Source organism: Rhizobacter sp. P5_C2, from assembly GCF_054049715.1.
In genome coordinates this window covers 32259-46407 of record NZ_JBFULV010000055.1, presented here as the reverse complement: position 1 = coordinate 46407, position 14149 = coordinate 32259, and the positions used below count along the sequence as shown (strand labels likewise).

13 protein-coding genes are annotated in these 14149 nt (G+C 69.9%); 12 read left to right on the top strand and 1 reads right to left on the bottom strand.

The window, feature by feature from the left end:
* From ACXJLU_RS20200 to ACXJLU_RS20145, 12 genes are all read left to right on the top strand, one after another.
* A partial coding sequence (locus ACXJLU_RS20200; RefSeq protein ID WP_457334020.1) for a DUF2403 domain-containing lipoprotein occupies positions 1-1301 on the top strand: 1301 nt, incomplete at its 5' end.
* A gap of 48 nt (positions 1302-1349) precedes the next feature.
* Positions 1350-2021, top strand: coding sequence for a TetR/AcrR family transcriptional regulator (locus tag ACXJLU_RS20195; protein ID WP_457334018.1), 672 nt, complete (start codon positions 1350-1352; stop codon positions 2019-2021).
* Positions 2022-2077: 56 nt separating this feature from the next.
* Positions 2078-2860, top strand: coding sequence for an ABC transporter permease (locus ACXJLU_RS20190; RefSeq protein ID WP_457334017.1), 783 nt, complete (start codon positions 2078-2080; stop codon positions 2858-2860).
* Positions 2861-2892: 32 nt separating this feature from the next.
* Positions 2893-3888 (top strand): ABC transporter substrate-binding protein, encoded by a 996-nt coding sequence (locus tag ACXJLU_RS20185; RefSeq protein WP_457334015.1) that lies wholly within the window; start codon positions 2893-2895, stop codon positions 3886-3888.
* A gap of 7 nt (positions 3889-3895) precedes the next feature.
* Positions 3896-4711, top strand: coding sequence for an ABC transporter ATP-binding protein (locus ACXJLU_RS20180; RefSeq protein WP_457334013.1), 816 nt, complete (start codon positions 3896-3898; stop codon positions 4709-4711).
* Positions 4712-4726: 15 nt separating this feature from the next.
* Complete coding sequence (locus ACXJLU_RS20175; protein WP_457334011.1) at positions 4727-6151, top strand: enolase-like domain-containing protein; 1425 nt, start codon at positions 4727-4729, stop codon at positions 6149-6151.
* 13 nt (positions 6152-6164) lie between these two features.
* Complete coding sequence (locus tag ACXJLU_RS20170) at positions 6165-7316, top strand: Gfo/Idh/MocA family protein (protein ID WP_457334009.1); 1152 nt, start codon at positions 6165-6167, stop codon at positions 7314-7316.
* Positions 7317-7333: 17 nt separating this feature from the next.
* On the top strand, positions 7334-8533 hold the full coding sequence (locus ACXJLU_RS20165) for a dihydrodipicolinate synthase family protein (RefSeq protein ID WP_457334007.1): 1200 nt from the start codon (positions 7334-7336) through the stop codon (positions 8531-8533).
* Positions 8534-8544: 11 nt separating this feature from the next.
* Entirely contained in the window at positions 8545-9411 is an 867-nt protein-coding gene (locus tag ACXJLU_RS20160; RefSeq protein ID WP_457334005.1) for a sugar phosphate isomerase/epimerase family protein, read from the top strand.
* Between the two features lie 53 nt (positions 9412-9464).
* Positions 9465-10580 carry a hypothetical protein gene (locus ACXJLU_RS20155; RefSeq protein ID WP_457334003.1) on the top strand — a complete coding sequence of 372 codons (1116 nt, stop codon included), beginning with the start codon at positions 9465-9467 and terminating at the stop codon, positions 10578-10580.
* Positions 10577-12241, top strand: a complete 1665-nt coding sequence (locus ACXJLU_RS20150) for a vWA domain-containing protein (RefSeq protein WP_457334001.1) — start codon at positions 10577-10579, stop codon at positions 12239-12241. The genes ACXJLU_RS20155 and ACXJLU_RS20150 overlap by 4 nt, the downstream gene beginning before the upstream one ends.
* Positions 12228-12923 (top strand): hypothetical protein, encoded by a 696-nt coding sequence (locus ACXJLU_RS20145; protein WP_457333999.1) that lies wholly within the window; start codon positions 12228-12230, stop codon positions 12921-12923. Before ACXJLU_RS20150 ends, ACXJLU_RS20145 begins: the two co-directional genes overlap by 14 nt.
* Here the strand turns inward: ACXJLU_RS20145 and ACXJLU_RS20140 are convergent.
* Positions 12880-14106, bottom strand: a complete 1227-nt coding sequence (locus ACXJLU_RS20140; protein WP_457333997.1) for an MFS transporter — start codon at positions 14104-14106, stop codon at positions 12880-12882. The two genes, ACXJLU_RS20145 and ACXJLU_RS20140, sit on opposite strands and share 44 nt — an antisense overlap.
* Positions 14107-14149 lie beyond the last annotated feature (43 nt).

The window sequence follows — 14149 nt, the reverse complement described above, 5'->3', positions numbered from 1 at the left end:
GCCCTGCACCCTCCCCGAGCCCGGCCCCTGCACCGAGCCCCGCACCCAGCCCGGCGCCAGCTCCGGCGCCGAGCCCTGCTCCCGCCCCCGCACCGTCCGCCAACACCTGGCCGGACCTCGGCAACACCCAGGCCCCCGCCCACACCGCGTCCCCGACCAGCAACAACGGCACGCCGTCGCTCGGCGGCACGCTGACCTTCACCAACATCGGCGCCAAGGGCTACTGGGGCCGCCGCACCGAGGCGCAGGCCGGCAGCGCGAGCTGCAACGTGCAGTCGGAAATCCTGAAGTTCCCGTGGGGTGATGAATCCTGCTGCCGCACCAAGCACGAGGTCACCAGCGACAAGATCAGCCCGTTCAACGAAGAACTCGGGCTGGTGCTCGACGGCCCGCTGCGCATCAAACAGCTGGTCGTCTACCAGCCGCTGGACGCCAACGACGGCAACTGGGCGATCCGCTCGTTCTGGGACCGCCGCACGCCCGACAAGCCGTACAACTTCCACTTCTCCGGACCGAAAGGTTCGAAGGTGCTGCCCAGCGAGCTCGGCAACAGCTGCACCGTCTTCGCTTCCCAGGAGAAGCCGTTCAAGTGCGGCCCCGGCAGCGACCCGTATTGCCCGGGATCCGACCTCGACTTCGTCGGCTGGAAGGGCTCCAAGCTCGTCGTGATGCTGGCCGGCATGCCCTACGCCGACGACGCGTCGATGAAGCCGCTGAGCTGCGTCACCGACGGCAAGGACGAGAAGGCGGAGGATTCGCCGTGGCTCGCGGTCGCCCCGTCGGAGCTGTACCGCGACGGCTGGTCGGGCTACAGCCCCTGCCACTGCTTCAGCAACACCCCCGGCAACGCCGGGCTCGGCGACGGCTGCGGCCAGATCAACATCCTCGAGGTCGTCTCCGAATCGCAGGGCACGCAGTACGGCAACCGCGACATCATCAGCACCGGCATCCGCTCCTACCAGGTCGGCTCGCTGGGCGGCTCGACCTGCGGCGTCAAGGGTTGCACGATGGACCACTTCGCGGCCGATGCCGACCTGCTCGATGCCAACAGCCTGACGGTGATGAAGCAGGGGGCGGTGATCGACGCCAACACCCGCGGCAGCGCCGGCCCGGTCTGGCGCCGCCCGGTGGACGACCGCTACTACCTGGTGCTGCTCGACGAGCAATCGCGCGCGGTGCAGGTGGCGATGGTCCACCCGGGCGCCATCCCGGCGTCGTTGAAGGCCATCGTGCCGGCCTTGCCGAACACGATCACCCGCGCGGCGATCGACAGCCTGATGGGCCTGCGCCTGCCGAACTAGGGTTCGACCGGATGCCCATAATTCACCAGGCGTTGAATTATGGGCGCCATGCCGTCGCCCGCCTCCGCCGCAGCCCATGCCGCCCCCAACGTCGTCGAGCTGCGCACCCGTGACGCCGAGCGCACGCAGCAGGAGATCCTGCGCGCCGCGATGCACGAGTTCGCCGAGCGCGGCCTGGGCGGCGCCCGCATCGACGGCATCGCCGAGCGCGCCGGCGTCAACAAGCGCCTGATCTACTACTACTTCGGCGGCAAGGACGAGCTGTTCCTCGCGGTGCTCGAGCAGACCTATGCCGACATCCGCAACGCCGAACGCGAGCTGCACCTCGAACGCCTGAGCCCGCCCGACGCGGTGCGCCGGCTGGTGTCGTTCACCTGGGAGCACTACCTCGCGCACCCGGAATTCCTGACGCTGCTCAACAGCGAGAACCTGCACCGCGCGCGCCACCTGAAGGCGTCCGGCCGCATCCTCGAGATGAACTCGCCGCTGGTGCAGACGCTCGGCGAGGTGCTCGAGCGCGGCCGCCGCGACGGCGTGTTCCGCGGCGGCGTCGACGCGGTGCAGCTCTACATCTCGATCGCCGGCCTCGCGTACTTCTACCTGTCGAACAACCACACGCTGTCGACCATCTTCGGGCGCGACCTGATGGCGCCCAAGGCCTTGTCGGAGCGCCTCTCGCACATCACCGAGGTGGTGATGGGCTACGTCCTGCGGGACTGACCGTCGCGGGACACGAGCCCCGACGTAATTCACCAACTGGTGAAAAGGACGGCACGATGACCCGCTGGCTCCTGTCCCCCGCGCTGCGCCCGGCCTGGCTGCTGGTGGTGCTGCTGGTGCTGTGGGACCTGGCGGTGCGGGTGTTCCGCATCCCGCCCTACCTGATCCCCACGCCGTGGTCGGTGGCGCACCAGCTGGTGGCCGAGGGGCCGATGCTGCTGCGCGAGACGCTGCCGACGCTGTACGCCACGCTGGCCGGCTTTGCGCTGTCGGCGCTGTTCGGCGTGCCGATCGCGATGTGGATCGCATCGTCGCGGCTGGTCGAGAGCTTCGTGTACCCGCTGCTGGTGTTCTCGCAGTCGATCCCCAAGGTCGCGATCGCGCCGCTCTTCGTCGTGTGGTTCGGCTTCGGCATCGTGCCCAAGGTGATCGCGGCTTTCCTGCTCGGCTTCTTCCCGGTGGTGGTGGCCACGGTGCAGGGCTTCAAGTCGGTCGAGGCCGACGTGATCGACCTGGCGCGCTCGATGGGCGCGAGCCCGTGGAAGGTGTTCCTCAAGTTCCGGCTGCCGACCGCGCTGCCGTCGATCTTCAGCGGCCTGAAGGTCTCGGTGACGCTGGCGGTGGTGGGTGCGGTGGTCGGCGAGTTCGTCGGCTCGAACTCCGGCATCGGCTACGTGCTGCAGAAGGCCACCGGCAGCTTCGACCTGCCGCTGATGTTCGCCGCGCTGGTGCTGCTGTCGCTGGTCGGCGTGCTGCTGTTCCTGGCGATCGAAGGGGTCGAACGCTGGCTGATGCCATGGCACGCGTCGCAGCGTGGCGGGCATCAGCCGATGCATTGAGCACACGAAACCGAACAACGAAGGAGACAAGCATGAGACGACGCACCCTGGCTCGCGCAGCTGCGCTGGCCGCCCTGGGCTCCACGCTGGCGCTGCCGGCCTTCGCGCAGTCGCGCGACAAGGTCGTGCTGCTGCTGAACTGGTACGTGTACAGCGAGCACGCGCCTTTCTTCATCGGCAAGGAGAAAGGCTTCTACGAGGCCGAGAACATCGACCTGGAGATCCAGGAAGGCCGCGGCTCGGCGGTGTCGATCCAGGCGGTGGCGGCGGGTTCGGCCACCTTCGGCTATGTCGACGTGCCGACGATGGTGAAGGCCGCTGCCAAGGGCGCGCCGGTGAAGGCAGTGGGCGTCGCGCTGCAGGTGAGCCCGATGTCGGTGATGGGCTTCTCCGAGAAGGGCGTGAAGACCGCGAAGGACATCGCGGGCAAGACCGTCGCGATGACGCCCGGCGATTCGATGAGCCAGATCTGGCCGCTGTTCCTGAAGAAGACCGGGCTGCAGGAAAGCCAGTTCAAGACCGTCTCGGGCGACGCGCAGACCAAGCTGAACGCGGTGATCAACGGCCAGGCCGACCTGCTGCTCGGCTACGTGATGGACCAGAACATCAAGCTGCAGGACGCGACGAAGAAGCCGGTGCAGGTGGTGCGCTTTGCCGACTACGGCGTCAACCTGATCAGCTCCGGCATCGTCGCCCACAAGGACACGCTGTCCGCCAAGCCCGACCTGGTGAAGCGCTTCCTGCGCGCCACCACGCGCGCACTCGAAGAGGCCGAGAAGAACCCCGAGGCGGCGGTCGACGCGACGCTGAAGGCGAACCCGAAATCGGGCCAGCGCGACACCATGCTGGCCGGCCTGAAGCTGACGACGGCGCTGTACCACACCGACGAGACGCGGGCGCTGCGGCCGCTGCGGGTGTCGATGAAGAACGTCGGCGAATCGCTGGACCTGCTGGTGCAGTACGGCGGCATGGACCCGGCCACGCGCGGCAAGCCGGAAGACTACGTCTCGCTGGATTACCTGCCGTGACCTGCCGATGAGCGCCGTGCTGAAACCCGTGGCCTTGGCCGAACCCGCGCCCGTGTTGATCGAGGCGCGCGGCCTGCACAAGACCTACCGCACGCAGGACGGCGACGTCGAGACGCTGCGCCCGCTCGACCTGTCGATCCGTGCCGGCGAGTTCGTCTCGGTGGTCGGCCCGTCGGGCTGCGGCAAGAGCACGCTGATGAAGCTGGTGGCCGGGCTGCTGCCGGCCAGCGGCGGCGAGTTGACGCTGTCCGGCCACGCGGTGCACGGCCCGCAGACCGACGTGGGCATCGTGTTCCAGAACGCGCTGCTGCTGCCGTGGCGGCGCGTCATCGACAACATCCTGCTGCAGGCCGAGATCCGCGGCCTGCCGATGGCGGCGGCCCGCGAACGGGCGCAGCAGCTGATCGAGATGGCCGGGCTGCGCGGCTTCGAGAACAAGTACCCGTGGCAGCTGTCGGGCGGCATGCAGCAGCGCGTGGCGATCCTGCGCGCGCTGCTGCACGACCCGCCGGTGCTACTGATGGACGAGCCCTTCGGCGCGCTCGACGCGATGACGCGCGAGCGCATGAACCTCGAGCTGCAGCGCATCTGGGGCGCCTCCGGCAAGACGGTGCTGCTGATCACGCACAGCATCCCGGAGGCGATCTTCCTGTCCGACAGGGTGTTCGTGATGACCGAGCGGCCGGGCGCCATCGCCGCGGTGTACGACATCGCGCTGCCGCGGCCGCGCTCGCTCGACGTGATGGGCAGCGAGGCCTTCGCCGCGTACGCGAAGACGCTGCGCGCGCACTTCTTTGCGCAAGGGTCGCTCGATGCGCACTGACTCTGGAACAAGCAAGTGAGAAGCGAAGGCATCCTGCTGGTCGTGCGCGCGGTCGACTGCGGCGTGCGGCCGGTCGCGCTGCGCCTGCCGTTCCGCTTCGGCGCGGTCACGCTGTACCGCTGCCCGCAGCTCTTCGTGCGCGTCACCGTCGAAGTGGCCGGCCGCGGCAGCTGGCAGGGCCATGCGGCCGAACTGATGGTGCCGAAGTGGTTCGACAAGCGCGCCGGCTTCTCGCATGCGCAGAACGTCGAGCACCTGGCCGATGCGGTCGAGCGCACGGTGCAAGCCTATGCCGGCGACGCATCGGCCAGCGCGTTCGAGCTGTTCCAGCGCCATGCGGCCGCGCTGGCCGACGCCGGCCGCCACGCCGGGGCGACCGAGCTGTCGAGCGCCTTCGGCCAGGCCGTGGTCGACCGCGCGGTGATCGATGCGCTGTGCCGGGCGCTCGGCCTGTCGATGTTCGATGCGGTCGCGCGCAATGCGATCGGCCTGCAGCCGAGCGCGCTGCTGCCCGACCTGCGCGGCTTCGACTGGAATGGCTGGCTGCCGACGCTGGTGCCGCGGCCGCACATCGAGGCCCGCCACACCGTCGGCATGCTCGATGCGTTGCAGGCGCAGCCCGCCGACGCCGGCCCGCTGCCGGTGAGCCTGCCGGCGGTGATCGCGCGCTACGGGCACCGGGTGTTCAAGATCAAGCTCGGCGGCGATCCGCAGGCCGACGCGCAACGCCTCGGCGAGGTGCTGGCGGTGCTCGACCGCGATGCGCCCGGCCACCGCTACACGCTGGACGGCAACGAGCAGTACGGCGACACCGCCGCGCTGCTCGACCTGTTCGCGCGGCTGGCCGCCCGGTCCGCGTACGCCGCGCGGCCCGATGCGCTGCTGTACCTCGAACAGCCGCTGCCGCGCGATCGCTCGTTCGACGGCGCACTGCCCGCACTGCCCTGCCCCTTGCTGATGGACGAGGCCGACGGCACGCTGGACGCCTTCGTGCGCGGCCGCGACGCCGGCTGGCACGGCGTGTCGAGCAAGGGCTGCAAGGGCTTCTACAAATCGCTGGTCAACCGCGCGCGCTGCGAGCGCTGGAACCAGGCCGCGCAACGCGACGGCCAGCCGCCCGCGTGGTTCATGTCGGCCGAGGACCTGACCTGCCAGGCCGGCCTAGCAGTGCAGCAGGACCTGGCGCTGGCCGCGCTGCTCGGCCTTTCGCATGCCGAGCGCAACGGCCACCACTACGCCGACGGCTTCGGTGCCGCGCCAGCGGCCGAACGCCAGGCTTTCGTGCAGGCCCATCCCGACCTGTACGACGCCGACGGCCGCCTGCGCATCGCCGGCGGCCGCATCGATCTCCATTCGCTGGCCGGCCCCGGCTACGCCCACGCGGCCACGCCGGACTGGTCGGCGATGCAGCCGCTGTCGCAGGCCGCCACATTCGTCTAACGCAAGGAGCCCCATGGCCACACAACGACTCGGTCTGATCATGCACGGCGTCACCGGCCGCATGGGCATGAACCAGCACCTGATCCGCTCCATCGTCGCGATCCGCAACCAGGGCGGCGTGGCGCTCGCCAATGGCGACCGGCTGATGCCCGACCCGGTGCTGATCGGCCGCGATGCCGGCAAGATCGAGGCGCTCGCGAAGGCGCACGGCATCGCGCGCTGGGGCACCAACCTCGACAGCGCGATGGCCGACCGCAACGACACGGTGTTCTTCGATGCCGGCACGACGCAGATGCGCCCGACGCTGCTGGCGCAGGCGATCCGCGCCGGCAAGCACGTCTACTGCGAGAAGCCCATCGCGACCAACCTGTCCGAGGCGCTGGAGGTGTGCCGCCTCGCGCAGCAGGCCGGCGTGAAGCACGGTGCGGTGCAGGACAAGCTGTTCCTGCCCGGCCTGCGCAAGCTGGACCTGTTGAAGCGTGCCGGCTTCTTCGGCCGCATCCTGTCGGTGCGCATCGAGTTCGGCTACTGGGTGTTCGAGGGCGACCTGCAGCCGATCCAGCGGCCGTCGTGGAACTACCGGCAGGAAGACGGCGGCGGCATCATCCTCGACATGGTCTGCCACTGGCGCTACGTGCTGGACAACCTGTTCGGCGAGGTGCAGTCGGTGTCGTGCCTGGGCACCACCCACATCCCCGAGCGCTTCGACGAAGCCGGCAAGCCGTACCACGCCACCGCCGACGACGCCGCCTACGCGACCTTCCAGCTGGCCGGCGGCGTGATCGCGCAGGTCAACAGCTCGTGGGTGACGCGCGTCCGGCGCGACGACCTGGTCACCTTCCATGTCGACGGCACGCACGGCTCGGCGGTGGCCGGGCTGACCGACTGCCGCAGCCAGGCGCGCGTGAACACGCCGCGCCCGGTGTGGAATCCCGACACGCGCCAGACCATGCCGTTCATCGATCAGTGGCAGGAGGTGCCCGACACCCAGCCCTACGACAACGGCTTCAAGCTGCAGTGGGAACAGTTCCTGCGCCACGTGGCCGAGGACGCGCCGTACCGCTTCACGCTGCCCGAAGGGGCCAAGGGCGTGCAGCTGGTGGAGGCGGCGCTGAAAAGCTGGAAGGAACGGCGCTGGGTCGACGTGCCGGCGCTGGCGCTCTGACGACACGAGGGATTGCGATGAGCCTGACCGCGAACTTGACCTTGCCGCTGCCGCAGCCCGACGGCCGCCTCGCGCGCTACACGCTGTCGGCGCGCGAGGCCTGGCGCGCGCCGGCCGAGCCGGCCTTCAACCGCATCGCATATTCGGCGGCGCACGTGGTGGCCGACCCGCTCGCGCCGATCGACCCGTGGCTGCAGTGCGCGATCGACTGGGACCGCACCATCGCCTACCGCCAGCGCCTGTGGCGCATGGGGCTGGGCGTGGCCGAGGCGATGGACACCGCGCAGCGCGGCATGGGGCTGGACTGGCCGACTTCGCTCGAGCTGATCGCGCGCTCGCTCGATGCGGCGCGCGACGTGCCGGGCGCGCGCGTCGCGAGCGGCTGCGGCACCGACYAGCTCGCGCCCGACGCGGCGCGCGGCGTCGACGACGTGATCCGCGCCTACGAGGAGCAGATGGCCGCGATCGAGAAGCTGGGCGGCCGGCTGATCCTGATGGCCAGCCGCGCGCTGGCCCGCGTGGCGCGCGGCCCGGACGACTATCTGCACGCCTACGGCCGCCTGCTGCGCCAGGCTCGCGAGCCGGTGATCCTGCACTGGCTGGGCGCCATGTTCGACCCGGCGCTGGCCGGCTACTGGGGCAGCGCCGACGTCGACCGCGCGATGGACACCGCGCTGGCGGTGATCGAGGCGAATCCGGCCCAGGTCGACGGCATCAAGATCTCGCTGCTCGACAAGGACCGCGAGATCGCGATGCGGCGCCGCCTGCCGCCCGGCGTGCGCATGTACACCGGCGACGATTTCAACTACGCGGAGCTGATCGCGGGCGATGGGGTCGGCAGCGCGCCGTCGCAGCGGCAGAGCGATGCGCTGCTCGGCATCTTCGACGCGATCGCGCCGGCCGCGAGCGCGGCGCTGGCGGCGCTGGCGCTGAACGACCGCAGCCGCTTCCACGCGATCCTCGCGCCGACGGTGCCGCTGTCGCGCCACATCTTCAAGGCGCCTACGCGCTTCTACAAGACCGGCGTGGTCTTCATGGCGTGGATCAACGGGCACCAGGACCATTTCGCGATGGTCGGCGGGCAGCAGAGCACGCGCTCGTTGCCGCACCTGGCCGAGTTGCTGCGGCTGGCGGACCGGGCCGGGCTGATCGAGCAGCCGGAGCTGGCGGCCCGGCGCATGCGGCACCTGCTGGGCCTGCACGGCGTGGACGCTTGACGAGACTTGACATGAGGGACTTCAGCGCCGACCACCGCTGGCTGTCGATCAACACCGCGACGGTGCGGGCGCAATGGCCGCTCGACCGCATCGTGCTGGAGTGCGCGACCCGGGGCATTCGCGCGATCTCGCCGTGGCGCGACCAGGTGGCCGCGGTCGGGCTCGACACGATCGCGCGTCTGGTGCGGGACACCGGCATCGAGTTGTCCGGGTACTGCCGCGGCGGCATGTTCCCGGCGGAGGACGCGCAGGGGCGGCAGCGTGCCCTCGACGACAACCGGCGTGCGGTCGACGAAGCGCGGGCACTGAACGCGCGGTGCCTGGTGCTGGTGGTCGGCGGGCTGCCCGGGGCATTGAACGGGCGGGCCGCGCACAAGGACCTCGGCGCCGCGCGGGCCGAGGTGCACGACGGCATCGCCGCGACGCTCGAGCATTCGCGCCGCGCCGGCATGCCGCTCGCGATCGAGCCGCTGCACCCGATGTACGCGGCCGACCGCGCCTGCGTCAACACGATGGAGCAGGCGCTGGACCTGTGCGATGCGCTCGACCCCGGGCGCAGCGGCGCGCTCGGCGTGGCGCTCGACGTGTACCACGTGTGGTGGGATCCGAAGCTGCAGTCGCAGATCGAACGCGCCGGCCGCGAGCGGCTGCTGGCCTTCCATGTGTGCGACTGGCGGCTACCCACGCGCGAGTTGCTGAACGACCGCGCGATGATGGGCGACGGCGTGATCGACATCCCGCGCATCCGTGGCTGGGTCGAGGACGCCGGCTACGCGGGCTACAGCGAGGTGGAGATCTTCTCCAGCGAGGATTGGTGGAAGCGGCCGGGCGGGGAGGTGCTGGACACCTGCATCGCGCGGCACCGCAGTTCTGTCTGACCGTCCCCAACAGGCCCTAGACTCGCGCCGTCTGCATTGACGGTCACGTCTTCATGAACAAAACGGCCAGGCTCTTGGTCACGCTCGCCCTGCTGGGAGGCTTCGGCGGCGCACTCTGGTTCTCGCTGCGAGGCCACCCGGCACAGCAGGCCGCCGCCGAGGCGGTCGCGGCGACCGAGCTGAGCGGCCTGATTGCGGTCGACGTCGAGGATTTCTTCAAGAACCCGCGCGTCGTGCAGGTGCTGGCCGCCCACCGCCTGCCGGTGCAGGTCACCCGCATCGGCAGCCGCGACATGGCGGCGCGGGTGCTGCCCGGCGCCACCCCCGATTTCTTCTTCCCCTCGGGCGTGGTGGCGGCGACGCAGGTCACCGAGGCGGGCCGAAAGGCCGGCATCGCGACCGCGACGTACTCGCCGTTCCACACCCCGCTGGTCATCGCATCCTGGGAGCCGATCGCGAAGATCCTGGTCGACAACAGCATCGCCCGCCCGCTGCAGCCGCAGGTGTACGGCGTCGACATGGACAAGCTCACGCAGCTGATGCTGGCGCGCAAGCGCTGGAAGGACCTGAAGCACGCCGCCGCCTACGACGTGAGCCGCAGCGTGCTGGTGTCGACCACCGACGTGCGGCGCAGCAACTCGGCCGCGATGTTCCTGGCGCTGGCCAGCAATGCGCTGAACGGCGAGACCGTCAGCGACCGCGACACCGCGCGCCGCACGGCGCTGCGGCTGGCCGAGCTGTTCAAGCGCCAGGGCTACCAGGAGAACTACGTCAACGGCAATTTCGAGGACTACGTGTCGCAGGGCATCGGCAAGACGCCGCTCGCGTGGATCTACGAGAACCAGATCGTCGGCCATGCGCTCGCCAAGGGCGGCATCGGCGGCGGCATGGTGCTGCTGTACCCGCAGCCCACCATCACCAACAAGCTGGTGTTCGTCGCCACCAGCGAGCGCGCGAAGGCGCTCGGTGCGCTGCTGTCGAACGACGCCGAGTTGCAAGGCATCGCGCTGCAGCACGGCTTTCGCATCGCCGATGCCGAGCGCTTCGCGAAGGCCGTGCAGCCGACCGGGTTGGCGGTGGAGACCCGGCTGACGCAGGTGGTGGACCCGCCGTCGTTCGAGCTGATGGCGGAAATGATCGACGTGGTGACGAAGGAGATGGGTCAATGAGGTTTGCCTTGCGTGTCTCGCTCGTGGCGCTGTTGTGCATGGCCTTCGCCGGCTGCGACCGGCCGGCGGCCGACACCGCGGCCACGCCACCCCCACCGCCGCCCGCGGCACCGGCGCTGCGGGTGCTGGCCACCACCGACCTGCGCGACATCGAGCCGCTGCAGCAGATGGTGCTGAAGGCCACCGGCGTGAACCTGCAGTTCCGCTTCGGCGGCACGATGGAGAGCACCGAGGCGGTGCTGAACGGCCAGTCCGGTGCCGACCTCGCCTGGTTCGCCAACGCCAAGTACCTGCTGTCCGACGCGCAGGGCCAGTCGCGCGTGAAGCTGCAGGAGAAGATCATGCTGTCGCCGATCGCCCTCGGCCTCAGCGAATCGGCGGCCCGCCAGCTCGGCTGGGACCGGCCGGAGCGCGCCGCCAAGGTCACCTGGAAGGACATCGCCGCCGCGGCGAAAGCCGGGAAGCTGAGCTACGCGCTGTCCAACCCCGCCACTTCGAACCAGGGCTTCATGGCCTTGCTGGGCGTGGTCGCGAGCGCCGCCCAGAAGACCGACGGGCTCGGCGCGGCCGATGTCGACCGCGGCGCCATCGCGGCGTTCCTGAAGGGCTACCGGCTGCCAGGCGACAACTCCACCTACCTCTCCGAGAAGTTCATCGAGCGCCAGGGCATCGACGTCAACGCCTTCATCAACTACGAGAGCTGGCTGCTGGGCTTGAACCAGTCGGGCAAGCTGCGCGAGAAGCTGGTGCTCGTCTATCCACACGAAGGCGTGAGCACCGCCGACTACCCGCTGCTGCTGCTGAACGACGCCCGGCGCGACGACTACCTGAAGGTGGTCGCCTGGCTGAAGGGCGAGGCGGCGCAGACCTGGCTCGCCCGCCAAACGCTGCGCAGGCCGGTGGTGCCGGAGGTGGCCGCGCAGGTCGCCGACATCCTGCCGCGCGACGCGATGCGCATCGAGCTGCCGTTCTCGCCCGACCGCGCGCTGGCCGACGGCCTGATCGACGCCTACCTGAACGAGTTCCGCCGCCCGATCGCGTCGACCTTCGTGCTGGACACCAGCGGCAGCATGGAGCGCGACGGCCGCCAGCAGCAGCTGATCCAGGCGCTCGACTACATCGCCGGCGTCGACCGATCGCTGACCGGGCGCATCGCGCGGCTGACGAATCGCGAGCGGCTGTGGATGCAGCCGTTCTCGGACAACCCCTACGACCTGCAGCGCTTCGAGATCCCGGCCGGCGCGCCGGCGGCCCGCGGCGTGCAGGTGATCGAGGACAGCGCGGCCAAGCAGAAGGCGCTGGCACAGGTGCGGGCCTTCGCGGCCGGCCTGAACATGCGCGGCGGCACCGCCTTGTTCGACGCGGTGCTGAAGTCGCTGAAGAACATGGCCGACGAGAAGCAGAGGAGCCCCGGCTACCAGTACTCGGTGGTGGCGTTCACCGACGGCGAGAACAACAAGGGCCGCACGTTCGAGGAATTCAAGCGCGACTACGAGCTGTTGCCCGAGGACGCCCGCTCGATCCCCGTGTTCATGGTGCTGTTCGGCGACGCCAACGAGAAGCAGCTGAGCGAACTGGTGAAGGTGACCGGCGGCCGGCTGTTCGATGCGCGCAAGACACCGCTGTACGGCGTGTTCAAGGACATCCGTGCCTACCAGTAGCTCGCTTGGCAGCCGCCTGCTGGGCGTGCTCACGTCGGCACCGAACTGGATCGGCCTCGCGCTCGCGAGCATCGCGCTGGTGTTGAAGGGGCTCGGCCTGCTCGGCAACGCCGCGTTGCCAGTGGCCGTGCTCGGCTACGCGGCCGGGTTCGTGGTCGGCGGGCTGTGGCTGGGCTTCCCGACGCTGTCGCGGCCCGGCTGGGAGGCCCTGCAGTTCAGCGACGACGGCGACACGCGCGAAGCGATGGAGCGTGCACTGCAGGGCGTGCGCGGGCTGACCCAGTACAACCCCGACGACCGCCTGCCCGCCAGCCTGCAGACCCGCGTGCTGGAGCTGTGCAAGGCGCTGGACGCGCTGCGCCGGCAGTGGGAGCGCTCGCGCGGCCACCTGTCGCTCGACGATGGGTTCGACGCGCGCCGCATCGCGATCGTCCACCTGCCGGAGGCATTGAACGCCTACCTGTCGATCCCGCCGTCGTATGCCCGCACCCGCACGCTGTCGAACGGCAAGACCGCGCTCGACACCTTCGCGCAGACCCTGGCCCAGCTGGAGGCGAACGTGGCGCAGCTCGCGGACGACCTGGCGTCGCAGGACGCCCAGGCCTTCCTCGCGCATTCGCAGATGCTGTCGCGCGAGCTCAGGCCGCCACCAGCACCGTCCGGCGAACCCGCCGCACATTGAAGGCGCTGGCGATCAAGACGCCCTGCACCACCGCGATCCCCAGCCAGACCTGCGCCGGCCGGTGCAAATCCATCAACGTGCCGAACAGCAGCGGCGCAATCGCCTGCCCGATGTCCAGTCCCGAGTAGACGACCCCATAGACGCGGCCGGTCGCGTTGTCAGGCGCCGAGCGCTTGACGATCAGGTCGCGCGACGGCCCGGCGATGCCCGCCGCGAACCCCATCGCACCGAACAGCACCGGCACCGCCAGCGCCGGGATCGCCGCGAAGCCGAGCACCAGCGCGATCGCCGCGGCCACGCCGAAGCCGGCGCCGACGATGCGCTCGCAGCGCGCCGGGTCGGTCACCAGGAAGCCGCCGACCACCATGCCGCCGGCACTGCACACCATGTAGACCGTCAGGCAGATAGCAGCCAGCTGCGTCGGCACGTCGTGCAGCAGGCGGGCCGCCTCGGGCGCGAAGGCCTGCACGCCGCTCAGCGCCATCGCATAGAAAAAGAAGAACGCGAAGCACATCCAGACCGCCGGGATCTGCAGGAAGTCGAGGCTGCCGCCCGCAGGTTGCGCCGCCGCGGTCTTGGCGGGTGCGACCACCTCGAGCGCCAGCTTCTCGCGGTTGAACCACAGCACCACCAGCACCGTGAACGCCAGCACGCCGGCACAGGCCAGCGCGACACGCCACGAGTACGCCAGCGTCAGCGGCACCAGCATGGCAGGGGCCAGCGCCCAGCCCAGGCTGCCGGTGATGCCGTGCACGCTGAAGGCATGGCCGAGCCGCGACGGGTGCACCTTGCGGTTCAGCAGCGTGAAGTCGACCGGGTGGAACACCCCGTTGCCGATGCCGGCCAGCACCGAGAACGCCGCCAGCATCCACCAGCTGGTGCTGATCGAGAACCCGAACGCCGCCAGCCCCAGCAGCGCCAGCCCGGCGAACAGGATCGGCCGCGGCCCGCAGCGGTCGACCACGAAGCCCGACAGCGCCTGCGTGATGCACGAGACGACGAAGAAGATCGACATCAGCAGCCCGAGTTCGGCATAGCCGACGTTGAAGGCATCCTTCAGCCACGGGAACAGCGGCGCCAGCAGCAACTGGCTGAAGTGACTGATGCTGTGCGCCAAGCCGACGAGGCCGATGACGGTGGCGTCCTTGCGCAATGCGGGTGCCGGGGTGGCCAGGGTGTTCATGCGGGTCCGGGAGGCTGGGAAAGAGCCCCGATGGTAGGCAGTG